The following is a 26,929-nucleotide window of genomic DNA, read 5'->3' as shown; positions in this document are numbered from 1 at the left end:
ACGGGATCCGCACCACAGGGTCGATGCATATGGAGAGAGATCCCTCGCCGACGGACGAGGGGCCTCTCCTTGCGCCCGCTTGACAGGATCCGGGTCATATGGGGACTCAACAACTCCATCAAGGTGATGAAGCGCATGAGCTGCGGGCTCGAGACCTTCGAGCGCATGCGCAGGCGCTGCCTGCTGTCCCTGGGCTGCATGAGGATCGTCGAGCGCGGCGTCAGGATCAACGGCGTCAAGCTCGAGGACCCGAGGGGCTAGCGGACAACCCGTGAAGCGGAGGCGATGCGCTTGACCGACGCCGCGCTGCCGCGCAAGAAGGCGGTGACGCCCCTGGGCGATCTGCGCCCCTAGGGCGCTGAAAACTGAATCCGCGAAAATTCGCCCTGCCGAGGGCATAGGTTGCTGTACCCAAAATCGGGTTTGAACAGGGATTTTAGTTGTCAAAGATACGTTCAATTCAGGCCTTTCTGAATCTGGTGTTGTTTTGCCAATTTCTGCCTCCATTTTGGGTCTAGCAACACAACTCTTGTGGAGAGTTGTGTTGCTCACCTGCCCTGACCTGGGGTATTGCGATTTCATGCGACCACTTTCATGCTTGTCTCGAGCTTCCGAGCAAGTCTATTGACAGCGATTTCCGATAGCGCGGATCCAAGAGCGTATCGGAAGCGAAAAAGCGGAGGATGCGAGGTGCCGGCAACACCTCGCATCCTCCTTGCGGCATCTGCGTCATCGGAGGATTGGAGCGACTCCATGAACAGCAGAGAGGCCAACAGGAAAAGAAGGCTTGCGTATACGCAGGGTCTTTTGCCCGGCACATACGCAAATGAGCGCGAAAAGCCCGACGGCAGTGTTCTCGCCGCACACGAAGTCGAGCTCGCCGCGCTGAAAAGAATCGAACAAGACGAGCACAGCGCATGAGACGTGCTGTGTGTTGAGGCACTCTCAGAAAAGTGCTTCTCACGCGGATGCGCCTTTAATGACGGTGCAATTGAAGACTGCCCCGGGTGGTGCAGGCTTGCCATCTTGGGATTCGAGGGCTGGGTGACGGCCTCATGAGCAGGATACGCCCAGCAGATGTTGGCCTGCCAAACAGCGTCCGCGTCGATAAGGCGGGAGCCAGCGCCGGCTTTACCGACCTCCACGTCACTATCGATGCCCCCGATCTTGCATGCCCTGGGTGCGGGCGCACCATGACAGGGCATGGCAGCTACGCCAAGCGCATGGCGCACGTCGTAGGTGAGACTCCCTGCACCTTGACCGTCAAAGTCAAAAGACTCAGGTGTAAAAGATGCGGGACTACCCAAAGTGCGGATGTCCCCTTCGCTTCTGTCGTAAGCCCTACCATCACCGATGCGCTCGAGGAACACGTCATCGATCTTTTGAGGAGAAGGCAGACCATAACCGAGGTGGCTCACGCCTGCAACGTCTCGCACGACACGGTGCGCCTCGTCATAAACAGCGTGCATATCAAAAAGCCAGCACTTCCCTGCATACTGCTCACAGACGAGATACATGCCATGAGCTACCGGGAATCCGACACGGGAAAGCAGGTCTGCGTGTTTTGGGCCTGTGCTTATGACGGTGCTACCGGATATCTGATAGATGTCATAGAGGGCAGAGACGCAGATGATATGGATCAGTGGTTCAAGCAGTTCGGAGCAGATGAGCGCAGATGCGTCTCGTTTTTCTGATGATATGTCCATCGGGATGTTGCGCAAAGAGGCTCCGACCTGAAGAAACGGTTTATCCAGCCCGAAAGCTGGATTAGCATCTAGGTGTCTCAATTCCCGTGATTTGACAATCACACGATGCCTGGAAGGAGCCTCTCTATGCAGCAGCATGCAACCTACGTAGGAATCGACGTTCATGCCAAATCCTTGGCCTGCAAAGGCGTAAACATCAACGACGGCCAAGAGTATTCCAAAGTATTCAAAGGACCCGACAAGGATTGCGCCCTCATCCGATGGGCAAGCCAATTGCCCGGCCCTGTCTATTGCGCCTATGAATCCGGATGCACTGGTTTTGACCTGGCGAGAAAACTCAGAGCCGAAGACATCGACTGCGACATCATCGCCGTATCTTCCCTGGCAAGAACCTCCATCGAAAAGCGTCGAAAAAGCGACAAGATCGACGCTTGCGCCATTCGAAGAGAAATCACCAATCCGGTCAAGAAATACTCCTGCGTGTGGGTTCCCAGCGAAGAGATCGAAGGGGCAAGAGACCTTGCGAGGCTTCGGGTGACCGCAACCGACGAAGTCAAGGCGGCGAAGCTGCGCATCAGCGCCCTTCTGCTCAAATACGGCCACGTTTGGCAAGAAACCACCGAAAGCGGAAGACCGAAGGCCCCTTGGGGGAAAGACCACATGGCCTGGATAAAGTCCATCGACCTCGACGATCCCGTCTCCCAGCAAGTCCTGGACGGCCTCTTGACGCTGCTCGACCAGAGGATTCAGGAGAACAGAGCGCTCAGGGAGAAGATCGCGGATCTGGCCGACACGCCCCGCTTCAAACCCTATGTCGACGGCTTGCGCGGGCTCAAGGACGTCAACGTCCAGACGGCTTTTCTCGCAGTGGCGGAGATCGGCGACTTCAGGCGCTTCAAGTCGCCCAGGCGCCTTTCCTCTTGGCTTGGAACTGCTCCCTCTGAGTCTTCCAGCGGAAACCGCAGGTCCCCTGGTCCCATCACCAAGCAGGGAGACGGCCGCCTTCGCCGGGCACCTATCGAATGCAACGCCCCCATGCGGTTGCGCCAGCCCCACAAGAAATACCTTCTCAAGGGAAGGCCCGTCTCCGGCGAAGTAGAGGCCATCGCCGCAAAGGCCAACAGGCGGCTTTTCGAGAGATACCTGCATATGGTCGACGACCTGGGCAAAAGCCCCAATGCGGCGAAAGTGGCCGTAGCCTCCGAAATGATCAAGTGGATCTGGGTCATCGGACGTCAGGTAGACCGGGAACTGGGTCTTCCCTAGTTCTCGAATCGACATATCCCGCCCCTGGTTCAGTGCCGTTGACGCGTTTTGGCAACCCGCGTTCCGAGCATGTACGGCAAAGTACTCTCCTTTGCTACGTACGACTTCTGAATCTGTCGCTTTCCGCGGCTCTGCGGCCCTGCCCCTGCCGAAGAGATCAACATGTGGGCAGCCTTGTGCTGTATCCACGAATATGTGACTGGATCGCTTGAGCGACCGGGAGAAACTATCGATAGATAGCCACTGAACGGATGCGCTTGATCGCGCTGAATCCAACGGATCGGAGCCTAACCCCTGTCTGCGAAAATCAGGGGTTAGGCTCATATTGCCGCTTGACATCCCGATGGACATATGCGCTCGGACATGTACGACGTCTACCTGAACGCAGCGAAGAAGTGGTGCCAGCTCGCATGCATGGGAGTTGACCGGTTCCATGTCGCAAAGACGGGCGTTTCCTGCATGGATGATGCCCGACGCCGCCTGCAGAAGGGCGCGAGCAACGGGGCCGACATCAAAAGACGTCACCGAAAGCTCGCGGCCAACCGCGGCAAGAGAAGACGCGAGTTCAAAGACGCACCGTGGATTGAGGCAGAGAAGAAGACGATATGCGGCATGCTCGCCATCTGCGACTCCAAGCACTCTCACCTGCGGCAGGCTTACCTGACACTTCAGCCCTACTACATATGGCAGGACCATCACTGGACAGACGGACAGGAATGCGAGAAGGCTCTCGACAGCTGGATCGGCAAGGCGTGCGGGCTCGAGGTTCCCGAGATGCGACGCTTTGGCAAGACCGTATCGAGATACAAGCAGTACCTGGTGACCGCCACGACAAGCCATGTCAACACCGCACGCGCAGAATCGACTAACGACAAGATCAAAGAGCTCAAGCGCAAGAGCCGCGGGTTCGGCACCTTCGAGGAGACCAGAAGACGGCTGCTTCTGGCCTTCGGGGCACCGGATGCCGTTGAGGGTGCCACTGCCTACACAAGGAGAAAGAAAGCCCAAGCCGCCGCCTTTGCCTCCAAGCCTTCCAAACGAAAGAAGAAGCGCTAGGGGCAGGACATGGCACACCTGCCTGTACCTAGAAGCCCGCCTGAGCTTAAGGTCACATGATGTTGTCTTTTTAGTTGTAAAGCTGCATCTCATAGCTTGTTTTTTAACCCTCAGCTTAGAGGGCATCTGACAGTACGGCCAAAAACCTATCACTTTTTCTTCTGGATCTGGTGTTGCCGCATTAGCTCTCATGTAAATCACCTGATCAAGTTAATGTTTTAGGCCTATCGGCAACACGATTTTCGGAAAGGCCTGTTTTAGGCCTATCGCCAACACGATTTTCGGAAAGGCCTCAATTCAGAGAGTTTTGCCTGATGGCGAGTTGATTATCGCGATTATCTACCCAACATTTTGTCTAGAACCCCTTGAGATCAGCAGGGCAGATGAGCTTAAGCGAGCCTGCCTCGCCCTTCAACTCTTACCTGATCAGACATAGGATTTAACGATTTATCCCACACGTTGTAAGACTTGCCCGCGCTTGCGCACACTGCGCAGGCGGACCGTCTGGCGAGGCTGCCGCAGACGCGGGGGAGCTCCCGCGGGACCGGCACCACCTATGAGGCGCCCAAGACGACCTCGCGCTTGACGAGAAGATAGATTCGCGAAGGAAAAACGCGCGAACGCAAAACAAGGGCAGGTTTACCGCTTGGGCTCTCCCATCTCAACCAGCTTTCGATAAAGCTGGTCAGGTTCGCTCCAGAGAACAAAAAGCGCATTCTCATGAGCAAGTCTTGAGCGAACCGCATAAGCGCGATGGAAGTCCTCAATCTCGCGAGGGCTTTTGCCCTTCGAGGCAAGAACCTCGTCCAGTCCCTCCACGGCAATCCTCCGCTTCACCCAAACAATTCTGTCCACGGCCTCGATCCTCGAAAACCCCCACACATCGTGAAGCACTGTCACCATCGCATCATCTTTAGCGGAAATCGCGATCATTGAGCGCACCGAGTTCTCGATGCCGACTTCAAGTCCCTTTTGAAACGCGGTTTCACATTCCCGGGCAGTACGCTCGTCGATAGCATAGCGGACTGAGTTGAGGACGCCCTCCTCGCCTCGAGCCAACGCCCTCTTTATCGCATCTGAGTCTAACATCGCAGTAAACCTCCCAATGGTCGACGCCGAATCACGCTTCAGCGCTTTTGAGATCACTCGAAGCTGGTCTCATCGCTCTCGCTACAACAGGGTGATCGGGATCGCCTCCTTCCTCGCGAAGGGCAGGCTTGCCCCAGTGTTCCGTGTGCAAGGAGCTGACAGCTCCCATGATGCCCAACACCTTGGCATTGAGATCGAAAAACTCGTCAACGTGGGATCCGACGTCGTAGCAACAGCCCTTGTGGTAGAGCACCTTGTCGGAACTCGAGTTGATGACGAGAAACCCGTGGGCGAATCTGTTTCTCGACGCACGCCATGCGCTCATTGTCTTTGCGGCGTCTTCGCGACGCATGCCTGCGGCTTCAATCAGCACTTCAGCTTCCGACAGCTCGAGCAGGTCATTGCACTTTCGGCTCAGCGAGCTTCCCTGCAGATGACCTCCGACGTAGTCGAGATAGGATTGCTCAGAAAAAGCCTCCCCGTTTTCTCTGAAATGCGCGCCTGCCAAAATGTCGTCGATCTCGAATTCCATCGCATTCGCTTGGTTTATCGCCTCGGAGATCCTCGCGTTGCATAGGCTGTTGAACTCGATCTCACTTGAATTCATCTTGTCTTCTCCCCTGTGCTTGATGCGCGCCTAATGGCAAGAAAGCGGCTCCTTGCCAACATTTTGGCTCGAAACCGCTTTCTCGTCACCATGATTCAGGTTTAAAACCCTTAAACGCTCACGAATCGAACCCCTGCCCGGTCTGCAGCCAGACGGTCCTTCTCGGAGTCGCCGTACATGACGCACTGCGCCGGGTCGGCGCGGAAGTCGCGCATGGCGCGGACGAGCATGCCTGGGCTGGGCTTGCGGCACCCGCACTCCCCCGTGAAGTCCGGGTGGTGCGGGCAGAAGTACCAGGCGTCCACGCGCGCGCCCAGCGCACGCAGCTCCACTGCCATCGCGCGGTGCAGCGCGCGCATGTCGGCCACCGAGTACATCCCCCTGGCGACGCCCGCCTGGTTGGTGACCACGGCGATCCTCCACGCAGGGTCCTGCGAGTAGAGCCGCATCGCCTCGACAGTTCCGGGAACTAGCTCGCACCCATCGATCTCGTGCAAGTGCCCGGTATCGACATTGATGGTACCGTCGCGGTCGAACATCGCCAAGCGCGCGGGCCCGGGCCCTCCCGCGCACCCCCCGCCGGGCGCGAAGAGGCCCTGGGCGCGCTCGTAGTCCTCGGGCACACCGATGTCGACGAAGCCCCCGCCGGCCTCGACGGCGACGAGCGCGCCGTCATGGACGACGCGGGCGAACCAGTCACTCTCCAGCGAGAACACGTCCGGCTCCCCCTCGAGCGCGCCGCGGCGGATTAGGTACGTCCCCCCGTTTATGAGGCCGTCGGGGCAGGGCGCCTTCTCGCGGAAGGCCAGGATGCGCCCATCGACGGCGATGTCCAAAGTGCCATATCGGTCAAAGTTCTTCATGCGCTTGGAGGCGATCGCGCACTCCGCCCCGGGGTCCGCCGCGAGGGCGCGCTCCATGGCGGCGAAGTCCGCGTCGAGGTACGTGTCGCCGTTGAGCACGAAGACCTCGGGCCGCGCGCACAGGGCCAGGGCCCTCTTGAGGGCGCCGCCCGTGAGGAGCGGCGCGTCCTCGGGGCTGTAGTCGACCTCCAGGCCCCGGTACGTCCCCATGAAGAAGGACTCCACCTGCTCGCGGCGGTAGCCGTCGGCGATGACCACGCGGGCGAACCCGGCGGCGTCGAGCTGGTCGAGCACGCGGCGCAGGAAGGGCTCGCCGGCCACGGGGGCCATGGGCTTGCACACGCCCGGGACGACGTGCGCGAGGCGCGTGCCGAAGCCGCCCGCGAGGACGACCGCCTCGCGCGCGCGGCCCGCGGTGCCCCTATATTCGGCCCGCGTCACTCCGCGCCCCCGAACAGCTCGGCCTCGACGGCGGCGCACAGGCAGTGGTAGACGGGCAGGTGGAGCTCCTGCACCCGGAAGACCTCGTCTCTCGGAACCCGCACGCACACGTCGGAGAGCGCGGAGAGGTCCGACTCGGCGGAGCCGGTGAGGGAGACGACCCGCATCCCCCTCGCGCGGGCCACCTTGGCCGCCTCGACCACGTTCGCCGAGTTGCCGGACGTGCTGATCGCCAGCAGCACGTCGCCGGGCCTCCCGTAGCCGTAGACCTGCTGGGCGAAGACCCCGACCGCCGCCTCGTCGTTTCCGAAGGCGGTCGAGAGCGCCGTCTGGGAGACGAGCGAGATGGCGGGCAGCGCCCCCTCCAGCCACGCGGGCGCCTCCTCCCCGTTGGCCGCGCGGTAGGCGTCCAGGAACGCGGGGTCGACGGGGCGCTTGAGCCGGAAGCTCTTCATGAGCTCGCCGACGACGTGCTCCGAGTCGGCGGCCGACCCGCCGTTGCCGCACGCGAGCAGCTTGCCGCCGGCCCTGAAGGCGGAGGCAAGCAGGTCGCAGGCGGCCCGGACCTCGTCCTCGCATGCGGCCGCCTCGGGGTAGCGCTCGAACAGCGAGCCCAGGGCCTCGGCCCTCGTCTGCGGGCACCTGGCGTCCATCATCGGGCCTCCCCCGGGTCGTAGTCCTCGGCCTCGTAGTAGACCACCGTCGCGCCGTCCCCCTCGAACTCGAACGGGATCTCCAACAGGCCGCCCATCGCCTCCCGCACGCTCGCCTGGGCGTCGGGCTCGACGTAGAAGACGAGGAACCCGCCGCCGCCCGCGCCGAGCAGCTTCCCGCCCAGGGCGCCCGCGGCCGTCCCCCGCGCGTACAGCGCGTCGATCGAGTCGTTGGACACGCCCGGCCCGACGCCGCGCTTCAGCCGCCACGTGGCGTCCAGCAGCCTCCCGAAGTCCGCCAGCGGCCTCGCCTTGTCCGTCAGCGCCGCCTCCGCCTCGTCCACGAGCGCCAGCATCTCCTTGAGCTGCGCGGTCTTGTCAGCCGCCTTGTTGGCCTTCTGCACGTCGGACGAGAAGCGCGTGAACCCGGTGAAGAACATCATCAGGCTGCCCTCCAGCTCGCGCCTCCGCTCTTCCGGCATCACGACCGGCCTCACGCTGAACCCGTCGCCCGTGAAGTCGATGCGGTTGAGCCCGCCGTAGGCGGCGGCCACCTGGTCCTGCCAGCCGCCCGCCTCGACGCAAAGGTCGCGCTCTAGGCGTATCGCCTCCCTGGCGAGGCGCTCCTTGGACGCGTAGGTGCCCTTCATGCAGTGGAAGGCGTTCAGCATGCCCACGGCGAAGGAGGAGGAGGTCCCCAGCCCCGAGCGCGCCGGGAGGTCGGCCTCGTAGGTCACGCGGAGCTCGCGCATGTCGAGCATGGCCATGGCGTTGCGCACGGCGGGGTGCTCGAAGTCGGTGGGGTCGGCGACGCGCTCGATCCTGGAGTAGACCAGCTCGTTTCTGTAGTCGAAGAACCGCGGCAGGTGCCTCGCCGTCACGTAGCAGTACTTGTCGAACGTGGTGGAGATGACGGAGCCCCCGTGCTCGCGGAAGAACTCCGGCATGTCCGTCCCGCCGCCGAAGAACGACATACGAAACGGTGTTCGCGTTATGACCACTTGATTCCTTTCCATTCAATAGTTACCAACAGGCGCTCCGCCAGCAAGTAAACTTGGATCAAGAATCCAAGCTTTATAGGCATGGCGGTGAATTTCGCAGCGTCGATAGAGCCGCAAGCATAGGTTCACGCGGTTCAATAGTTTCCAATACTCGGTAGCCTCCTGTTGATAATTTTTAAGCTTCGATAGCATTTTTAAATGGCTCTGCGAGAGCCTGGGAGGATACGCTCGTAATTTAGTCGATTCAATCAGACAACCATTGATTCTTATATGTTTTGCATTCATCGTTGTAGTTCAGAGTGAGAATATGCTCGGATCGTCCACACTTAATCCTGAAGCTCCTGTGCACTCGCTCATCTTTAGCCCTTTAGCGAGAGGAACGCTTCATGTCCCAGAAGTTATTCGCTATAGAGAGTATTTTTTTCCGATTAGCAATAGAAAACAACACCGGTACCATGACATTGCTTACCGACAAGAGACTTGGACGCATGCACCAGACTATGCAAATGCCGCAAGAAATCACAACATCCCAAATAATTGCCCCATCAGATCTAAAAGAAAATGTCCTATACAAATACATTTCCCCGGCAAAGCATCGAACTCCCATAATGACAACAAGGAAAACGAGAAGAGTGGCAATACCATCACTGAAAATAACACACAGCATTGTCCCCAACGCTGCCAAGGCAATCGAAGTGACATTAATTGCAAAAAGAATCTCCTCTCGACGCAAAGACTTGCAGAGGCTCATAACTAACACGGCCGTTTTGCTCTCAAACAAGCACATAGGAACAAGGAGCGCAACGTAGCCCAGCGCTTCGCTGTAGTTTGGAACCCACCAAGCAAGAACCTGAACAAGAGGCTGAACAAACACATTGAGAAGAAGGAATGCCAACGTGATGACAAATGATGCATTTCGGTATAACACCTTAATCGCTGAAACCGATAAATCTTTAAGCATAGGGAAAATGGGAATAGCTACTGCGTTAATCAACCGAGTTAGCATGTTGGCGATACTTATCACAAGGGAAATCTGGGCAAAAAGAGCGAACTCCCATCCCTCCTCCACGCCAATACGAGCAATACCTATAATTGCAGTACTCGCGTACGAAGCAATCATCAGCTGAAAGCCAGATTGCGTCTGCGATAGGAAAGCCCTTAATTTCGTGAAAACCGAGACGTCATCCGAGCAGCAGTCCGAAAACAGCCCAGAGTCAAGCTTCACAAATGCTGCCATCACGTACACAAAGGAGACAGCTCGTCCGAATACGTCAAAAAACAGCAGGAAGGTAATGTTTGAAAACCCTATGCACACCATTGTTACAATAGGAACTATTGAGATAACACGCTCAAGAATAACCGAGATAGAGTATTCTCTAATTTTGCCCGTTGCCTGCAAAACGAAGAGCGGATAATTTCTCACGCAGTTAATTAGCCCCGAAAGAACAACCCATAATAGCGTAGCGCGCCGTAATTCATCACTTTCCGTCAGGCAGGTAAATAGCGCGATTACGAAAAACACCAATAAATCCAATACAGCCAGAAGACTGAACTGAAATCTGACATCACGTCGATCAACGTCGACTTTCTTTTTGCCGCCCAGCGCAAGGTAGATGCCTTCAGGAACCCCTAATGCAAGCATGGCGGTAAAGCCTACATACAGTAAATAGAGTTGGTACAAACCGTATTGCTCAAGGCTGAGATATTTAGGCAACACGATGACGGCCAGCATACCAAGAAACATAGAAATGCCGTTCGCAAGGAGCGACATTGAAATATTTTTTCCTAGAGTGCCCGTTTTAGAATTATCTTGATATCGAGGCCGCAGTAAGACATCTATCGAGATAAACGAAAGATGATTCTTTTTCAACTTTTAGCTCTTCAGAACACTTTAAAAAGCGCGGTTCACTGAGCAGCATTGTTTTTGTCAGATCCTTTTCTGCATCGATAATGCGCGTTGAAAGCCCAAGACGGCTCAGCAGCGCCTCTTGTCGATCGTCTTTGTTTGAGCCATTGAGCGTTTCTGCCTTCCGGAAACACCAGAAACGTTTTTCGAAATTACAAGAAAAAGCAATGCCATGAAATGAATCAGTAATGATGACTGCTGAACCATCGAGCAAACGAACCCATTCCTCAGGAGAGCAGTCATGAAGAATGAGTGCTCTACCCCCAAACTCTTCCTTATAATTCTTATCTAATCCATATGTCACAACCACAGGAATCAAACCTGCATCCGCGCAAGCACGTATGCTCTTCTCCGTATATCGATCTTGCTTGTCTACCATATAAATGAAGGCATATGGACTGTCAGGAATTCGTGCTTCAGCAAAACTTGGCAGAGCCTTGAACCATTCGTCTCTCGAAAGGAGCAACGTCGGATCTAGCACCACCTCGATATCTGCCTTGTCATTAATTGCTGATCTAATAATATCTGCTGCGCTTTTTTCGCGTACGGACAAGAACGCATAATCCGCCAAGGAGTACGCAAGCTCTTTTGAGTCACGTGCATCAAGCGACGAGCATCCCATGCTTGCAGCATAGGACGCCTTAACGATTTTCGCTCCGTCCACCCCATTGAGAAGCAGAATGTCGTTCCACCATGCCGGATTCCAAACCTGATCGCTTCCCACCAATACGACATCGTAATCTTCGATTTGCGTACGATAGTCGCTTTTGGTAACAATCTTCGAGTGCGGTATCGACTTTTCGAACTGCTTGAATGCATGGATGCGTTCTTTGCGCATCCGCTTCAAGTCAGCCCCGCAGAATCGGAACGAGAGGTTCCTTTTAATTGCGTCATAAGCCTGAGAAGGTTTGAAGTGCACGAGTCTACGCGTGTAGTGCCCCATCAAGTCAAGATCGAAAGTCACCAACTCGCATTCATAGCCGCGCGTTTCAACAACATGATGGAGGGCAAACGCCTGCAACAGTCCACCGAAGTTGAGATTATCGTGATAGAGCGTAACGATTCCGATTTTTCCGCCCATAAATCCACCTTATTTGTTGTTCGTTTTTGATGAAAAAGGCTTTTTCCTCTTGCCGCTCCAAAAGTACTCTCTTTCAATGTGAACGATCTGATCACGCCTTTGCTCCCATTGCTTCCAAGGCATTAATTCTGAATACTCAAGCATGCGCTTCTCGTAGTCGACAAACGTGCCGATTATCCTCGCTGGTCTTCCAGCGCATACAGAGTTATCGGGAATGTCCTTCGAAACCAAGCTCCCAGCGGCAACAATAACATTGCTGCCGATCTTGATGTCGTAAAGCAACGTTGTATCCGCACCGACAAACACGTTGTTTCCAATTTCGATGCTTCCAACTCTCTCGTTGATATCCTCGCGACCAAGCTTTGTGCGCAGCATTAACGCAATAACGTCATGGGTCAGGAATCGGACGCCCGCAGCAAAATAAACGTTCGATCCCATAGAAATTAAATGGGGCTCTGTACCAAAATTAAAGGGTTGAAAAAAACAGTTTTCACCTTGACGGTGAAAGTACTTTCTCTTCCGCAAGTATTCAGCGCGTTTATATCCGTCTCTCATAAGCATTAACTTGATTATTAGCAGATACCTTTTCATTTTGTCTCCTAGAAAAAAAAATTCATAAGGAATCGTGAGCCCGATATTGTTGATAGCGAGCCTCAAAACAAATACTGCTGTCGCAACAGACACAGTCACTGTTTTCGCATGGCTCGCATGTACAGTCCAATCAAGGTATGTCATCGTCCTGCGAGTTATCCTAGAGTTACGCATGCTTTCTTTCGCATCGGCTAGATACTCTGGAATTGCAACAACGAGGTAAGGAGCAAAGAGAATTGCGATTCTCGAAAAGCTCATACTACATAGCGTGAATGCATACGCAATTCCCACGACCAAAAATAACATGTTCGCAAGATTGATCCGTTCGCTACGGTCATCATCTCGACTATTGGAAAATAGAACCGCAAGCATAAACATACCCGCGTAAAAGGTCCAAACACCCAGCTGAGAAAGAGACACCCTCTCTACTTGTAAATACTGGGCCCAACGAGATGGAACGACGAGTGCAATAAGAGGAACAATGCTGGTATAAAGAACAGGAATGGCTGCAAATGCCACTATAAGTATGATAACTACGCCTTTCAGCCGATACCCAATCCTACCGAGAAAATACAAGGGAATAAACATCAGTGATGCATAGTGGAATATCAAGCCAAGTGCGATACAGAGAAAAAACATTTTGGGGTTTCTTTGTGGTATGTATCTCAATCCAACAGTTGCGATAATCGATGCAAGACACGACGGGGCGATGTTCATCGCGGTCTGAAACAACCCGAAACAGACAAAAAGCAAGAGACTCAACCAGGAATCCTTTGATTGGCAGCAGAGGCAATAAAGCCCAACGCCAAGCACTATTGCACAAGCTATCGTGATCGCCTGGGGATCTACCGAGAACATGGACACGAATTTATTGAAGAGTTTGTACGTAATCTCAGTGCCCTGAGAGTTCCAATATGCAGTGTCCGTTGATGCGATATCCGTTAATGGAATGCCTGCAATCCAGCTGAAATAATTCTGATAATTACTCGTATCCGCACCAACTGTTGGCGAACGTAAAGCCGCCATCAATGCGATAGCAAAGCATCCCACCGCTGTAACGTGCTTCGACAGGCGCTTGCCAACAAATGCTGCCTCACGAGCAATTAATCCAAGCACCAGAATAAATAACAGCAGAACCGCGTAGGGAGCCAAAAGAATCTCTCCTAATTTAGCTGAGACAACATTGCGACAAAACGAGACACCGCTTCCTGCGCTGAGTATTTCTTTAAACCGAATTTATATGCACGATGAGACCATGCAGCCAGCGAATCAGGTTCGGAATGGACGATACCGCGAATAGAACCCACAAATCCGTCTTCATCACCTGACGTGACGAGGAAGCCGGTTTTTCCGTTTTCCACCTGCTCAGAAATTGCTCCCACATTGTAAGCAACCACTGGTCTGGAATAACGGTATGCATCCATGATGATGCCTGATTGACTTGCGCTCTCATACGGGACCACGACGCAATCTGCATTATGGAAAGCTTCATCCATCTGGCGAGATTCTATGAAGCCTTCCGTGACCCTCACGTTTGGAAGCCTGCAAAGTGCTTGAATGGTTTCAAGAGACTCTTGATCACTTTGCCCCATCACGTTAAATGTGACCTCGGGTGCCTTTTGCGCAATAGACAAGAGAGCTGATAGGCCTTTGTATTTCCTTAGACGACCAAAAAACAAAGCCTCGCCGCTTTTTGTCGGTGGGTCAAAAGGCGGAAATGCACGCCAAGAATCAAGCGTGATCACATGGCTATGGTCTAGACCATACTTTGACGCGCATAAATCCCGATCCTTGCCATTGCGAATGACCACATAATGAGCGCTTCTCGCGCAACACCAATTTGCAACCTCAACAGCTCTGCTTCCATCATGAGGATCGACGTCATGTATGACCTCGAGTATTATTGCCTGATTCCTCAGAGTAAATGCTATAGGGATATTCCACGTATGTACTGATTCAAAGTATAGAAAGTCAGGATTGAGAGCCTTCACTTCATCAATAACCCTCCTGAGACCCGCAATATCAAACGTTGCGGCAGATATACCTGGTCTGCAAGGGCATTTTACATAATGGTTGTTTTCATCAAAACAAGCATGAGGCGTCTTGGGTTTTTCTATTCCAATAGTATGAACATTAAATCCAGCGTCTTTCATCTTCCGATAAAGGGAATATATAACCTCTTGATGATCAGGGTTGTCGGACAGACAGACCAAACATACCGTCTCGCCTTTACCGATTTGGCGCATGACTTTTCTTCCTCCAATAGTCAAGCATATCCTTCAGCGTCTCTTCGAGTGTTATCGACTGACTCCAGCCGGTATGCAGTACAAGCTTTCTTACATCACCTGTAATAACCCTCTCATCCGTAGGTCTAAGTAGAGATAAATCAACACTCCTTTCTATCGGTCTTTTTGTCAGCCTTTCAAGAGCATCTATTATTTCCTTAATCTGGTATACTTTAGTTGAGGATATATTGTAAGCTTCTCCCGCTATTCCCTTTTGAGCTAGAAGATAGAGAGCGGATATTGTATCTCTGCAGTCCAAAATTGCGCGATATGTCTCGACGTTTCCAACCCTAAGATTAATCGCTCCTTCGGTGTATTCCTGTTCAACAACCCTTCTTACGAAATCGGAGCAAACATCCCCTACCTTTCGCGTTCCTGTAGTATTGAAAATCCTCGCACGAATACATCGAATGTCATCGTTGACAAAGTACTGCCGTGAGAGCAAATCCTGGCCAACCTTACTCACGCCGTACGGATGAACTGGTTCAAAAGAAGTATCCTCTGTTACTGGAGCGGTAAGATTATCTAACGTTGATCCGTATTCTGCACTGGAGCACGCAACGACCACCATTGGATCGTACGATGAGTCAATCGCGCGAACCCGCTTTACTGCTTCGAAAACATTTATTGTTCCACCGATGTTCGTTTCAATGGTTTCCAGCGGTTTTTCCCATGACACTGCGGGAAAACTTTGCGCGGCAAGATGAAATATTACGTCGGGTTTTCGGTAGCAAACAAATGCATCGACCTTAGCAGAATTTCGAATATCACACTCATGCATCTCGATAGAGGAACAAAGCTCCGTAATATCCGTTGTCGGCATATAGAAAGTGCCGAAAGCAGGCAATGATCTTTCGGCAAAGAATTCCATCATATGAGATCCAATCATGCCGCCTGCTCCAGTAACCCAAATCATGCTTCAGCTCCTTCACAATGGACTACATCTAATTCGTCTTGCGCCCAAGTAAACCTAATACTCTTTCTTTCGGTTGCGGTCGCATCAATTCTCTTGTTCCGTACCCCGCATTCGGAATGCTGAGAATTTAGTGCGGTTCCGTCCCTTTCCTGCCCAGCATTTCGCTTAGAGACCGCGCCTGGGGAAGCCGGCGGGCAGCTCGCCGAGGCTCACCTCGCGCCCTCCCCCGTGCCGAGGACGCCGAGGGTGCGCAGGACAAGCCTGAGGTCGAGCGCGAGGCTCCTCTTCTCGATGTACTCCAGGTCGAGCACCACCTTCTCCCTCGGCAGCAGGTCGTAGCCGCCGCTCACCTGCGCGAGGCCGGAGAGGCCCGGGCGCACCTTCGTGCGGTAGCGCCAGCCCACGATCCTCTCCTCGAACGCCTCGCAGAAGGCGGGGCGCTCCGGGCGCGGGCCTATGAGGGACATGTCGCCCCTGACGACGTTCCAGAACTGCGGGACCTCGTCGACGCGGTGGTCGCGCATCCAGCGGCCGAAGGGCGTGACGCGCGGGTCGGCGTCGGCCGCCCAGCGGGCGCCTAGCGCCTCGGCGTCGGCGTACATGGAGCGGAACTTGTAGACCCGAAACACCCTGCCGTCCCTCCCGTCCGATTAAGTCAAGCTTTGCACAACCAGGAACTGGGAGAGTTTACGCAGGTCAACTGCGTATCGCCAGAACGGCGAAAATAAATGTTGCTCGTAATTCCACTACCTTAGAGCGAAATATCTCACAACTCAGAAAAAGAAAAAACTGCGCATAGAATCATTTGATTCCGCGATTTATCAGTCAACCATGAAGCGGAAAGCCGCATCATGGCTGATTGCTTTTTTGTATTCTAACTCTTTACAGCCTGCGCAGAAGTCCAAATCGGCAGCGTAGTTTGTTTCGTAAAAGTCGGTTACTTGTGAGATTCGTATTCGCGATACGAAAACCGCAATTCCTCCCTGGCTCCGAGCAGGGCCCGATAGCCAAATTTGGTGTCATGCTGGCTTTCAGCGTGACATTAGCGACACAGCTCTACCACACTTGAAGGAGTTATTCGGGAGTGCGCATCGACGCAGATTTATCGAAAGACCGTCTGTTGTGGCGATCTTCTGATGCTGCATCCTTTTAACTTACAGATATTCTAAATTTGTGCAACTTAACCTATAATTTGATTCATGAAAAAGACCCTCGACATATTGGTTGAACGCTTCGGCTACGACACGCCCATCCTAGCTTGCGATCTGGAGGAGGCCTTTCCCGATGTTCCCAGGAGGACCATCTACTCTAGGCTGAATCGCCTGATCGAATCGGGTGCGATTGAACGCTACGAAACGGGTGTTTACTACATCGCTTCTACGACAATGCTCGGCAAGACTCCTCTCAATCCGTTGAAGGTGATCGAGAGAAAGTACCTTCGCGATCATGAAGGCGGCGTCTGCGGATTTTGGAGTGGGGCCACCTTAGATAACAGCGAGGGTATCTCCGAGCAAGTTCCCATGCGATACGAGGTTGTGACGAATAACGCATCATGTGCGCAAAGGGAAGTCACCATCGGCGGATACGTCAAATGCGTGGTGTACAAGTCGCGCGTCGATGTCGCTCAGGATAACGTTGATGCCTTGCGGTTCCTAGATGTGCTGACCAGGCGCAAGCCCAGGGAGCTCACCGATGGTCAGCGTGATGCTGTGAAGAGATTGGCAGAGGGCCTGTCCAAGGACGATCTTCTGAGCCTTTCCATAGCCTACCCTCAGAAAACCACCCGCCGTCTGATAGAAAGCGAGATGCTCGGTGTATTTGCATAACGACTCCGAACTGTTCAACGCTGCGGTTTTGACAACGGCAAGCGAGCTGAAGCTCGTTCCAGGCTTCGTCACCAAGGACTACTTCATCTACATGGTGCTTAAGGGTATCACGGCGCGTTATCCCGACATCATCTTCAAAGGTGGGACGAGCCTGTCAAAATGCCATGGCGTGATTGACCGATTCTCCGAAGACATTGACTTGGGCGTCGAGGCGGAGCATCTCACGGAGGGCCAGAGGAAGAGGATCAAGGCCGCAGTTGTCGACGCTATCGCGGATCTTGGACTTGCCATCTCTAACCTCGATGAGATCAGAAGCCGACGCGAATACAACAAGTACCTGGTCAGACTCCCTGAGTCTTTGAGCGCTGCGGGCCTGAAAGAGGACTTGGTTGTCGAGACTGCGTTCATGACCCCCGTTTCCCCTAGCGTTGAAAAGACGTTCAGCTGCTTCATCTACGAGTGTCTCAAGGATAGGACCGGAAGCGAGGAACTTCTCGAGCGCTTTGACCTGGCTCCGCTGTCGTTGGCAGTAACGTCGCTCGAGCGCTGCTTCTGCGACAAAGTCTATGCGATATGCGACTACTACATGGGACAGCGCCCCTCCGAGCGTTGCTCGAGGCACATCTACGATCTGCACAAGATGCTGCCCATGGTGGCCCTCGACGAGAAGATGCGCGACCTTTTCGCGAAGGTGCGCTTGCAGCGAAAATCCCTTCCTTATTGCCTCTCGGCTGAGGACGGGGTGGTGTTGAGCGAGGTGCTTAACGAGTTTATTGATAGCAGATACTACGCCTCAGACTATCGCGAAGTAACCTCGAAGCTACTAAACGAGCCCGTTGCCTACGAAGAGGCAATTAAGTCGCTGTGCTTGATTGCCGATTTTCTGAGCGAGCGATCGTTGTCGCCGCAGTAGTGAAAGAGGGTGCCGCGCTTCGCCTGACGGACATTCCGAACCGAAATGATGACGGCATCGAGGCAGCGGCTTCGACATTTCTTCCCAAAGCTTTGAAAGCGGATGCCAGCCGCCTAGCTGAGGAAGGACTCGTCCAGCAGGAAGTCCTCGACGCCGACGAACAGGAAGCCTGACTCGTCCCTGCGGGGCACGATGGGGTCTCTCACCACGACGATCTTCTCGAACGAGTCGCCCACCCTCCGCAGGGATGCAAGCTCCTGATCCATCTTGTCTTGGCTGGAGATGACGTACGCCGACTGGATGTAGAAGCGGCGGTCGCCCTTGTTGCACACGAAGTCGACCTCGAGCGAGGATCGGACGCTTCTACCCTCGGCGTTTTTTGAGAAGGCGTTCACGATGCCCACGTCCACTCCGAACCCGCGCCCCACAAGCTCGTTGTAGATGACGTTCTCCATGGCATGACTCGGCTCGACCTGGCGGAAGTTCATGCGTGCGTTTCTCAGGCCCAGGTCGCAGAAGTAGTACTTGAAGGGCGAGCCGATGTAGGCCCTGCCCTTGACATCGTAGCGCTTGGCCTCCTCGATGACGAACGCGTCGATGAGTTGGTCGATGTAGGCTCGTGCGGTCTTGGGGGATAAGGTGGAGCCCTTGGACTTGAACGTGTCGGAAACCTTCTTCGGATTGGTAAGCGATCCTATCCCCGAGGAGAGGACGTTCAGCAGCGCCTCGAGCTCACCAGCGTCGCGGATGTTGTTTCGTTCGGCGATGTCGTTGACGTAGATCTCCGAGAAGATGCCCTCCAGATACGACGCCTTGGCTTGGGCTTCCATCCCGACGGTGGCGGGCATGCCGCCGTAGACGGAGTACTCCTCGAAGCCCCTGCGGACGTCGCCGTCGTAGGCTCCCATGAATTCGGAGAAGGACAGGGGTCGCACGCGCACCTCGTCGCCACGGCCGCGAAACTCCGTGATGACGTCTTTTGACAGCAGCTTGGCGTTCGACCCGGTGACGTACACGTCAACGCCGGGCATACGCATCAAACCGATCAGGACCTCCTCGAAGTCGCCCAGGAGCTGAACCTCGTCGAGGAGGACGTAGTGCTTCCCGTCTGCCGCCAGGCGCTCCTTCACCCAAGGGTAGAACACCTCAGGATCCCTGAGCTTCTTGGATTCGTACTCGTCGAATGCGACCTCGACGATGTTCTCGGCAGGCGCGCCCTCGGAAAGCAGATGCTCTTTGAAAAGGTTGAACAGGAGGTAGGACTTGCCGCACCTCCTGACGCCCGTCACCACCTTCACGAGGCCGTTGCCTTTCTTTGCAATAAGGCTTTCAAGATATCGTGGTCTTGGTATGCTCATTTCCACTCCAAAAAAGCGTGTCTGGACACGGAATTTTTAACTAGAGTGAAGTATAGCAACAAGCCCTGTTCCAAAAAAGCGTGTTTAGACACGGAATTTTTAACTATTGGCTAATTCTCACTCCGAGAGATTGGCTGTCATACGCACCGAATGGCAAAAGTATTATGCTTCCGTAATACTCTTGCCACGTCAAGGCAATCGTAGGCTCATTCCGGTCGGCACCCCAAGGAGATCATGCCCGAGTTCTCTGTGTGCGAGCCTGAGGCGCTGGGGTTCATCGTGATACCGTTCTTTACCGGCCGCGAATGCGACAGCGCGAACTACTGCATAGTGCGCACTGTGAGCCATGGCGCCGTGCGCAACAAGGAATGACGTCCGAAGGGGCTTGCGTCGCCGTTGTGGAACGAGCGGATGTCTCCGCCGCACTCCCAACCGACTATGGCTCTTGGCGGAGTGGGATGCGCGAAGCGTTTGGCCCAGGTGCTCTACCGCGTGCCCGAGCGCATGCGCCCGCGCAAGGTGATGGCCTGCACGGACGAGGACGAGCCGGTGCAACTGGCCTTGGGGCTGGAATCGGAAGTGATGACCGACAACAGGCGGCGCCTTCACCTTCCCGCTGCTCGGCACTGGTAAAATGGATGACTGTGCGTTTCAGCGAGGAATTCGCCAAGTAAGACGCGAGCAACAGCAACATATTCCAAACACGTCTGGAATATCGAGAATACAGGGGTGCATGTTGGACCTTAGCGAGTTCGGACAATTCAAGGAGGGCAACCGCCTGGAGATGAAGGCGGCGCAGGGACGCGATGGCAATGGCTCTTTGCCGCGCAGCGTCTGGGAGACCCTTTCCGCATTCGCCAACACATCGGGCGGCGTTATTGTCTTGGGTGTCGAGGAGCTCAAAGATGGCACCTTCAACGTCGTAGGCATCAAGAAGGCCGACAAGGTTCTCGACGATTTCTGGAACACAGCCCTTTCCAAGGACAAGGTGAGCGCCCGCTTTCTGAAGGACGAAGACGCGACCGTTGAGGATGTTGACGGCAAGAGGGTGGTGGTGATCCGTGTGCCGTGGGTGGACCGCTACACCCGCCCCGTGTTCATCGACAACGACCTCTTCGGCGGAACCTTCCGCAGAACCCATACCGGCGACCACCGATGCGACCGCGAGGAAGTCCTCTCCATGGTGCGCGACTCCGACACATCGAGCCAGGATGCGGCGCTGGCGGAATCCGCCGAGCTCAGATACATCAACCGCGAGACCGTCGAGCGCTATCGCAGGCGCTTCAACGAACGCAATGAGAACCATGTATGGAGCGGTTTGGACGACGAGGAGTTCCTTTCCAACATAGGAGCGCTCGACAAGGATAAGAACGGGGTTTTAAAGCCAACGCGCGCGGGACTTCTCATGTTCGGCGAGGACAGGTGGATATCGCGCGAGTTCCCCCACTATTTCCTCGACTACCGGCAGGAGACGAGTGGCGAGACGCGTTGGGATGACCGTTTCACCAGCCAACCCGGAGACTGGACTGGCAACGTCTACGACTTTTACATGCGGGTGTACAACAAGCTCAAGGCCGCACTGAAAGTACCCTTCCGTCTTGAGGGCGTCGACCGGGTAGACGACACGCCCGCCCATGAGGCGCTGCGCGAGGCGATCGTGAACGCGCTGACGAACGCCAACTGGTTCGACCGGCGCGGGATCGTTTGCGTGTGGCGAAACGAGGCCATCACCATCGAGAATCCGGGCGACTTCCGCATGCCCCTGGAAGAGGCGAGGAAGCCCGGCAAGTCCGATCCGCGCAACGAGGTGATCATGAAGATGTTCGCCATGGTCGAGATTGGCGAGCGTGCGGGCAGCGGCATGGACAAGATCTTCAACGGATGGGAATGGGCCGGCTATGCGGAGCCGATCTACGAGGTGGAGTACGGCCCCGACCGCACGACGCTCACATTGCCCTTGCAAGCGGAATCTGACAATTATCGTCAGATCAAATCGTCAGATTCTTCTGAGGGTGAAATGGATATGCGAACAGGGAGAACGGCGCAGAACAAGAAAGCGATAGTGGAGTATCTGACAACGAGTGGCCCTTCGAAATCGTCAGATATTGCAGCGGCAGTAGGTCTGAAGGTCACGCGCACAAACCAGATTCTGCGTGAGATGATCGCCGCTGGGACGGTTCGGGCGGAAGGTCAGGCCAGGAACCGCGAGTACAGGCTTTCGGAATAACTTCGGAGCAGCGGCGCAATCACATCGAACGGTCTGCGATGCATTGACCATCCACCCATGCCCGCCGCTGGCACCCGAAAGGACAGGCGCGGCTGCCCGGGATAACGCAGCACCCAGCATGCGCGCTGCCAGGGAGACTTCCACGCGCCGTGCACGGCAGGCGGCTTGCCCAGCCCGGCGTGCATGATGGGTGCGGACGGGCCTCGACGGGCTAGCGCCTGGCCGTTTCGGACGGTGGGCATAGGCGGATAAAGCTAATCTGGTTACAGCCCAGAAGCCCCATGCGGAGGCCAGGTCACGATCGTAGCTGTGCGGCTGCTTATTCATTGGCTTCTTGTCTACTTGGACTTATGCTGGGTAAGGGATTGCAGTTCCGCTGGCAATGCATGCGCCCTGTGGCAGAACAGGAATCATCCTGCTTGTCGTACCGTTGGCGCGGCCCTCATCGTCCCGCGCGTCACATGAACCACCGGAACACGAGCCTTAGAACTCAATCGAGTAGGAGGGATGTCGTTAGTTGGTATCCCGTCTTCTCGCAACACGTACGTACCGTTCGGTATACGGCGTTTCCACTAACATACATGTGCTTGCTCGTAATAGCCTGAGAAAAACAAGTAGCTTTTACGGCATAGCTGCTCGGTTTTGATTGCTACATTTATAATCGGGCTTCCTGCTATATGCCAATAAGCCTTGCGGGTGTTGGCAAACTCCCACGCCTTTCCCTTTTCAATGCCACATTTCTGTAGCATCTCGAATATGCGGTGGGTTTCTTGCATTTCCTTTCATAATATAGCGGCTCAAAACGGCTGTTCAGGGATTCTGCTGCAGCCCCTATCGGGGTTCAGTTCAGCCTGCGGGCCTTTCCGGTGACTTCTGATAATGTCTGACTTCCGATAACGCAGGGACTGCACGTCGGAATTGGCAATCCAGGTGGACATATTCGGCGACAAGATCGAGATCTTCAGCCCCGGGTGGTTCCCGTCCGGAGTCACCCCGGAGCAGCTGCTGCGCGACGATGCGATACCCTACTCGAAAAACTCCGACAAGCTGATCGCGCAAACGCTCTGCCGATCGCGCGACATCGAATCGTACGGAACGGGACCGCATCGGATCAAGGACCTGTGCGCCGGTGCGGGCATTGCGTTCGAATATGCAACCGGGATGCAGGGAACCGTCATCCGCTTCATGCACCCGAATTGGTTCGAGGATAGCCAGGACACCAACCGAGCTGTTCTTCCAGCAGATTCCGGCAAAAAAGGGCGACGACATTGCCGATCGCCCTAAAAATGAGCTGGCGTGTATGAATTCCTCCGCGAAAACCCCTGCTCAGGCGCCTCGGCCATATCCGGTGAAACCGGAATACAACGCCGGACGTTGTGTCGAACATGTTGAAGAGGCTGCAGAGAAGGAACCTGGTCAAGGCGACGGGCAACAAACGATCCATAACGTACAGCGTGCAGGATCGGCAAGCGCGCAAGGGCGGGGGCTCTGCGCATCCCGCTCATAGCCAAAGCGGAGCTTTTTTAAGCATCGATTGAAGCTGCAGGGGATGTCGGGGGTCAGGCGATTTGACACGAGCTCTTTGGTATACCGGGAGCGTTCAACAAATGACGCGCTTATGCTCAAGAATTAGCATCATACCGCTCAGCATATTGCGAAACAGTGCTCAGAAATTGGCATCGGAATCACGTCAGGCAGAAAGGAATTGACGCGAGCATCTGCAAGAAGCCGATAGGACAGCCATCTTTGACAAACGCAAATAGGCCCCAGGCGCGTGCGCGGTTTCCTGGGGCTCTCATGAACCAGCCAATCTATTTCTTTAACGTTCGGCTCGCTCGACTAACCGCTCGGCAGTCTACTTCCTCACCGCAAACGGGATCGCCTGCTTCACCAGGCACTCGTTGATGAAGTGCTCCATGAGTTCGGTGTTACCAAGAGACAAGTCGCGAATAACCTTTGTCGCCTCGTCTCGCACGTAGCGATCCAAGCATACGGTCACCTTCACCTTGTCCCTGCTGTAGGCAATCGCAGGGTCTACGTAAAGCGAGAAATCCAAGGGAACCGTCCTGCCGTGAGCAATGCGGCTCATGAGCATCGCCACTGCGGCGTTGATGCCAAAGCCCAAATACCCGAACAGGTCCTTTGCCTCGTCGCGAGCAGCGCGGTCAATGAAGAACATGAAGTTTGCTTTATCTTCGGTCATGATTAGCCAACCTTGTTGTCAATGAGGAGAGGAACACCGCCAGCGTCCGAGGCTGCGTCGTGGAAAACCGTGTATGAGCAAGTTGCTACCATCTTCATGCCCCTGCCTTTTCGAGATGGATTCCAAGGCCCGTCCGATCGCGAACGGCCTATGCCGTCCTGGCTTCAGGACGCCGCAGAGTGGAATCGGAAACCACCTTGACGTGAGAACTCGCACATGAGCTAGCCCTCAGTCCACTGAGTTTCGACAGGTAGTGCGCGCAGCACTCCTCCAGCGTCGACTCGCCGGCGAACTCCACGCGCACGATGCGCTTGCCGTGCCGGTAGAGGTACGGGTTGCCGATCTGGTCGATGTAGCTGCGGAGGCGCTCCTCGAACGGCAGGTTGGGGTCCACCACGACGTCGCGGATGTCCCTCAGCGCGTCGATGTCGATCTGGTCGTTGGGCAGTGCGGCGGCCTCACGCGCACGTTCAATCTTCGTCTGGGTTAACATGTTTGGTCTCCTTTCAGGATTGGCTTACGAATCCGCCTGCGGATTGCGGTTCGTCATCGCAATCCCTGATTGCCGCCGCGCACGGACGAAGACCGTGTCAAGGAAGACCTGCAAAAAGCAGCGCGGTGCTTGCGTCAATTTGCGCAGCAAATCGCGAAAGGATTTTGCGGGGCCCTTTACTCGCAGGCTGAGCCCGTGCGAACAGACATGGGAGTGCAGAGGGATCATTTCCTCTGCTCGGGGTCCAGGGGCGGACAGCTCCTGGGACGCCGTCGGCAACAAGGCAGAATCTCCCGCACAGCCACGATAGTCGGCAACGTGGACACCAGCGCGGCAGCTTCAAGCACAAACGATATTTTACAACCGATAACGCGAGGCAACGTATCCGCAGCGCCGCCGCTGCGGATACGTCTAGCGCGAGCGCGGCTCGTCGCGCCTGCCTGAGAAACCGAGAATGCGCCCCTCGCAGGGATCTCCTGCAAGGGGCTTTCGGTTCGTTTGCTCAGACTTCCTGACATGCTAGCATGCGGCGATGCCGAAGCGGCCGATGTGGTGGCGGAGCAGTGCGCGGTCAGCGCCGATGACGAGCACCCTGATGACGTCGAAGCGAATCGGGATGTCCTCGAATTCCGCTGCTTGAGGGGTTGCCAGCCACCGAGCCACTGCACCCTCAGAAGCCCTGCGGCTCTCGTCGGATTCGTCCTCGGCGGGCATGTCGGAACCGGCCTGGGAAGCTGCCGTCTCCACGAAAACGAGGGTTCCCTTGTCGTCGGCGACGATGCCGGTCTGACCTTCTGCGATGTCCCAGGCGGGGTCGATGATCTTGTAGCCCTGGCGCTCCAGGAACCTGATGGCTGCGGCATTGATGCGATCGGAAAGGATGCTGGTAGTCATAACACGTACCTCCTGTACGTATTCGTGGGCGGTGGCCCCCATGGCCCGTTGCCCTTGTGGCCGCGAGTCCGCAAGCCGGCGACTGCCCAACAAGGGAGGAAGGCAAAACCGGGACGGCGGCGCCAGTCGAGTTTTCGTCTACGGAAAGTTTTTGCGACCCTTGCGGGCGCAGGGAGCGGGCTTGCGAAGATTCGCCGCAAGCGAAGGGACAACGGAAAGACATGGGCGCCCCACCGTAGAAGCACAAGGGGGTAGGGCGTCGGACAGCCCGATCGCAATGCCAAAGCACCGCGTTCCGACCAGGGCTGCGAACAGGCCCGCACACCGCAGAGGCCCGGCGCATCGCTGCAGGTGGAACGCCGCACGTGGAAGCGCCCAGCCGAACCAGCCCGCCACAATCCGGCAAGAGGACCCTCGATGGCGCAGCGCCCGGCAATCCCGAAGAGCCGATGCGCCCACAGCAGCCTCGACGCCAACCATCATCGGCGAAAAGCGGCCGCGCTCTGCCACAGGCCAACCCCGGTCCGCAAGCCAGGAGGCCAACGAACCAAAGCCCCTGGAGATCACTCCCCAGGGGCGCATTCTCGGTTCCTCAGGCAGGCGCGAAGGGCGGGCGGGATGGGCACATCCGAGCCGCGCTCGTGCTAGCCGCCGAAGTAATCGCCAAAGATCTCGCGCATCAGCGCGACCACCTTGTTGTAGCGCATGCGCGCAGCAGTGTGGCTCATGCCGAACATCTCGCCGAGATGGCGAAACGTGCAGTCCTCGAAGCAGTGCCTCACGAATATCTCAGCGGTCACCGCATCATCGATCTCAGCAAATACCCGTTCGAACAGCGGAAGGTAGTTCAGCCGGAAGTCGGCATCGTCGAAGCAGCCAACTACCGGATAGCGCTCCATCGGATCATGGAAGTCCTCGTCGCTTCCCCATTCCGAGCTGCCGTAGCCGGTACGATGGTGGGCTTCGCGATCGTCGTTGTTCCATTCCAGTCGGTAGTAGGCTGTGCGCAGCTGCTCGCAGAATCGATCATGATCCGCGTCCCTGTCCACCACGAGGTCATGGTCGAGGTTCGCCACCGTCGCCGCGCCGCTGCCGTTGACCACGACCATGAAGCCGTCGCCGAAGTCGTAGGCCGTGATAGACTCAACGGTTCCCTCGAAGCAGATCGACCAGGTTTGCGTGCCTGATTCGCGAAGGACCTTTGCAGAGGGGCGGGTGCGGGAGGCGCCGTTTGTGCCAAGGAAGGCACCAGGATTGCGAAAGCTCATCTTGAGTCCTTTGTCTCGAGTTGAGACAGCAGGACCCAGGCCACCCAGGCGCGGCGGCGCGACCAAAGACTCTGTTTGGGGATTCCAGCTATCTCAACATGTCTTGAAATTGCTGGCAATCACGCCAAGGAGCTGCAGTCTTCCTGGGTGGATTACCGATTTTTGGGTGTCGCTAAATCGGATTAGGTCTTCATTTCAGGCTCCTTGGTAAAATGGCTTCATTACAAGAAAAACGATAGACCAGCGCGCAGATCGCGGAAACCGCACAGGACCACACCGCAACCGC

The 26,929-nt window shown here is 55.7% G+C and carries 25 protein-coding genes and 1 pseudogene; 10 read left to right on the top strand and 16 right to left on the bottom strand.

The genetic code is table 11. From position 1 onward, the window contains the following. Nucleotides 1-69 precede the first annotated feature (69 nt). The 5 genes from HRL41_RS03720 to HRL41_RS03700 all read left to right on the top strand — a co-directional run bounded on the left by HRL41_RS03720 (nucleotide 70) and on the right by HRL41_RS03700 (nucleotide 4,028). Nucleotides 70-261, top strand: a complete 192-nt coding sequence (locus HRL41_RS03720; protein WP_172135604.1) for a hypothetical protein — start codon at nucleotides 70-72, stop codon at nucleotides 259-261. 492 nt (nucleotides 262-753) lie between these two features. Beyond that, nucleotides 754-921, top strand: coding sequence for a hypothetical protein (locus HRL41_RS03715; protein ID WP_172135603.1), 168 nt, complete (start codon nucleotides 754-756; stop codon nucleotides 919-921). 134 nt (nucleotides 922-1,055) lie between these two features. Next, nucleotides 1,056-1,694 carry a transposase gene (locus HRL41_RS03710; protein ID WP_172135602.1) on the top strand — a complete coding sequence of 213 codons (639 nt, stop codon included), beginning with the start codon at nucleotides 1,056-1,058 and terminating at the stop codon, nucleotides 1,692-1,694. Between the two features lie 138 nt (nucleotides 1,695-1,832). After that, nucleotides 1,833-2,972 (top strand): IS110 family transposase, encoded by a 1,140-nt coding sequence (locus tag HRL41_RS03705; protein WP_172135601.1) that lies wholly within the window; start codon nucleotides 1,833-1,835, stop codon nucleotides 2,970-2,972. 363 nt (nucleotides 2,973-3,335) lie between these two features. Next, entirely contained in the window at nucleotides 3,336-4,028 is a 693-nt protein-coding gene (locus HRL41_RS03700; RefSeq protein ID WP_172135600.1) for a transposase, read from the top strand. Between the two features lie 639 nt (nucleotides 4,029-4,667). Here HRL41_RS03700 and HRL41_RS03695 read toward each other — a convergent pair. The 11 genes and pseudogenes from HRL41_RS03695 to HRL41_RS03645 form a co-directional block, all read right to left on the bottom strand. Next, nucleotides 4,668-5,117 carry a hypothetical protein gene (locus HRL41_RS03695; RefSeq protein WP_172135599.1) on the bottom strand — a complete coding sequence of 150 codons (450 nt, stop codon included), beginning with the start codon at nucleotides 5,115-5,117 and terminating at the stop codon, nucleotides 4,668-4,670. A gap of 31 nt (nucleotides 5,118-5,148) precedes the next feature. Next, a complete protein-coding gene (locus tag HRL41_RS03690) occupies nucleotides 5,149-5,649 on the bottom strand; it encodes a hypothetical protein (RefSeq protein WP_172135598.1) in 501 nt (166 codons plus the stop codon). Between the two features lie 185 nt (nucleotides 5,650-5,834). Next, nucleotides 5,835-7,028: an HAD-IIIA family hydrolase gene (locus HRL41_RS03685; RefSeq protein WP_172135597.1), complete on the bottom strand. Its 1,194-nt coding sequence runs from the start codon at nucleotides 7,026-7,028 to the stop codon at nucleotides 5,835-5,837. Next, nucleotides 7,025-7,684, bottom strand: a complete 660-nt coding sequence (locus tag HRL41_RS03680) for an SIS domain-containing protein (RefSeq protein WP_216662494.1) — start codon at nucleotides 7,682-7,684, stop codon at nucleotides 7,025-7,027. Before HRL41_RS03680 ends, HRL41_RS03685 begins: the two co-directional genes overlap by 4 nt. After that, entirely contained in the window at nucleotides 7,681-8,682 is a 1,002-nt protein-coding gene (locus HRL41_RS03675; protein WP_172135596.1) for a kinase, read from the bottom strand. The genes HRL41_RS03680 and HRL41_RS03675 overlap by 4 nt, the downstream gene beginning before the upstream one ends. Before the next feature lie 367 nt (nucleotides 8,683-9,049). Continuing rightward, nucleotides 9,050-10,453: a hypothetical protein gene (locus HRL41_RS03670; protein WP_172135595.1), complete on the bottom strand. Its 1,404-nt coding sequence runs from the start codon at nucleotides 10,451-10,453 to the stop codon at nucleotides 9,050-9,052. Between the two features lie 34 nt (nucleotides 10,454-10,487). Beyond that, entirely contained in the window at nucleotides 10,488-11,669 is a 1,182-nt protein-coding gene (locus HRL41_RS03665; RefSeq protein WP_172135594.1) for a polysaccharide pyruvyl transferase family protein, read from the bottom strand. 9 nt (nucleotides 11,670-11,678) lie between these two features. Next, nucleotides 11,679-13,412, bottom strand: a complete 1,734-nt coding sequence (locus HRL41_RS03660; protein ID WP_172135593.1) for an EpsG family protein — start codon at nucleotides 13,410-13,412, stop codon at nucleotides 11,679-11,681. Nucleotides 13,413-13,423: 11 nt separating this feature from the next. Continuing rightward, nucleotides 13,424-14,530 carry a glycosyltransferase family 4 protein gene (locus HRL41_RS03655; protein WP_172135592.1) on the bottom strand — a complete coding sequence of 369 codons (1,107 nt, stop codon included), beginning with the start codon at nucleotides 14,528-14,530 and terminating at the stop codon, nucleotides 13,424-13,426. Beyond that, nucleotides 14,490-15,461 carry a GDP-mannose 4,6-dehydratase gene (locus tag HRL41_RS03650; protein WP_172135591.1) on the bottom strand — a complete coding sequence of 324 codons (972 nt, stop codon included), beginning with the start codon at nucleotides 15,459-15,461 and terminating at the stop codon, nucleotides 14,490-14,492. Before HRL41_RS03650 ends, HRL41_RS03655 begins: the two co-directional genes overlap by 41 nt. 209 nt (nucleotides 15,462-15,670) lie before the next feature. Continuing rightward, nucleotides 15,671-16,093, bottom strand: a pseudogene (locus tag HRL41_RS03645) (sugar transferase); the annotation flags it as partial. Between the two features lie 567 nt (nucleotides 16,094-16,660). Between HRL41_RS03645 and HRL41_RS03640 the strand changes: the two are divergent. Together HRL41_RS03640 and HRL41_RS03635 are read left to right on the top strand one after the other, a co-directional pair. Next, nucleotides 16,661-17,287, top strand: coding sequence for a hypothetical protein (locus tag HRL41_RS03640; protein WP_172135589.1), 627 nt, complete (start codon nucleotides 16,661-16,663; stop codon nucleotides 17,285-17,287). After that, entirely contained in the window at nucleotides 17,274-18,200 is a 927-nt protein-coding gene (locus tag HRL41_RS03635) for a nucleotidyl transferase AbiEii/AbiGii toxin family protein (RefSeq protein ID WP_371808790.1), read from the top strand. Before HRL41_RS03640 ends, HRL41_RS03635 begins: the two co-directional genes overlap by 14 nt. Before the next feature lie 113 nt (nucleotides 18,201-18,313). Here HRL41_RS03635 and HRL41_RS03630 read toward each other — a convergent pair whose 3' ends face one another. Continuing rightward, nucleotides 18,314-19,498 carry an ATP-binding protein gene (locus HRL41_RS03630; RefSeq protein WP_216662492.1) on the bottom strand — a complete coding sequence of 395 codons (1,185 nt, stop codon included), beginning with the start codon at nucleotides 19,496-19,498 and terminating at the stop codon, nucleotides 18,314-18,316. A gap of 294 nt (nucleotides 19,499-19,792) precedes the next feature. Here HRL41_RS03630 and HRL41_RS03625 point away from each other — a divergent pair, with 294 nt between their 5' ends. The 3 genes from HRL41_RS03625 to HRL41_RS03615 all read left to right on the top strand — a co-directional run bounded on the left by HRL41_RS03625 (nucleotide 19,793) and on the right by HRL41_RS03615 (nucleotide 23,069). Continuing rightward, on the top strand, nucleotides 19,793-19,930 hold the full coding sequence (locus HRL41_RS03625; RefSeq protein WP_172135586.1) for a hypothetical protein: 138 nt from the start codon (nucleotides 19,793-19,795) through the stop codon (nucleotides 19,928-19,930). A 364-nt stretch (nucleotides 19,931-20,294) separates the two neighbouring features. Next, on the top strand, nucleotides 20,295-21,785 hold the full coding sequence (locus HRL41_RS03620) for an RNA-binding domain-containing protein (protein WP_172135585.1): 1,491 nt from the start codon (nucleotides 20,295-20,297) through the stop codon (nucleotides 21,783-21,785). A gap of 918 nt (nucleotides 21,786-22,703) precedes the next feature. Further along, the gene (locus tag HRL41_RS03615; RefSeq protein ID WP_172135584.1) at nucleotides 22,704-23,069 is read left to right on the top strand and encodes an ATP-binding protein; all 366 of its coding nucleotides are present in this window, start codon (nucleotides 22,704-22,706) and stop codon (nucleotides 23,067-23,069) included. A 571-nt stretch (nucleotides 23,070-23,640) separates the two neighbouring features. Here the strand turns inward: HRL41_RS03615 and HRL41_RS03610 are convergent. The 4 genes from HRL41_RS03610 to HRL41_RS03595 form a co-directional block, all read right to left on the bottom strand. Next, nucleotides 23,641-23,988, bottom strand: coding sequence for a hypothetical protein (locus tag HRL41_RS03610; protein ID WP_172135583.1), 348 nt, complete (start codon nucleotides 23,986-23,988; stop codon nucleotides 23,641-23,643). Between the two features lie 148 nt (nucleotides 23,989-24,136). Then, nucleotides 24,137-24,481: a DUF6870 family protein gene (locus tag HRL41_RS03605; protein WP_216662491.1), complete on the bottom strand. Its 345-nt coding sequence runs from the start codon at nucleotides 24,479-24,481 to the stop codon at nucleotides 24,137-24,139. A 519-nt stretch (nucleotides 24,482-25,000) separates the two neighbouring features. Next, complete coding sequence (locus HRL41_RS03600) at nucleotides 25,001-25,375, bottom strand: YraN family protein (protein ID WP_172135582.1); 375 nt, start codon at nucleotides 25,373-25,375, stop codon at nucleotides 25,001-25,003. 644 nt (nucleotides 25,376-26,019) lie between these two features. Next, a complete protein-coding gene (locus tag HRL41_RS03595) occupies nucleotides 26,020-26,643 on the bottom strand; it encodes a hypothetical protein (RefSeq protein ID WP_172135581.1) in 624 nt (207 codons plus the stop codon). Nucleotides 26,644-26,929: the final 286 nt, after the last annotated feature.

This window comes from Adlercreutzia sp. ZJ473 (genome assembly GCF_013185065.1).
Classification (GTDB): Bacteria; Actinomycetota; Coriobacteriia; order Coriobacteriales; family Eggerthellaceae; genus CAAEEV01.
The sequence above is the reverse complement of the archived record's forward strand: the minus strand, read 5'-3'. Positions and strand labels throughout refer to the sequence as shown.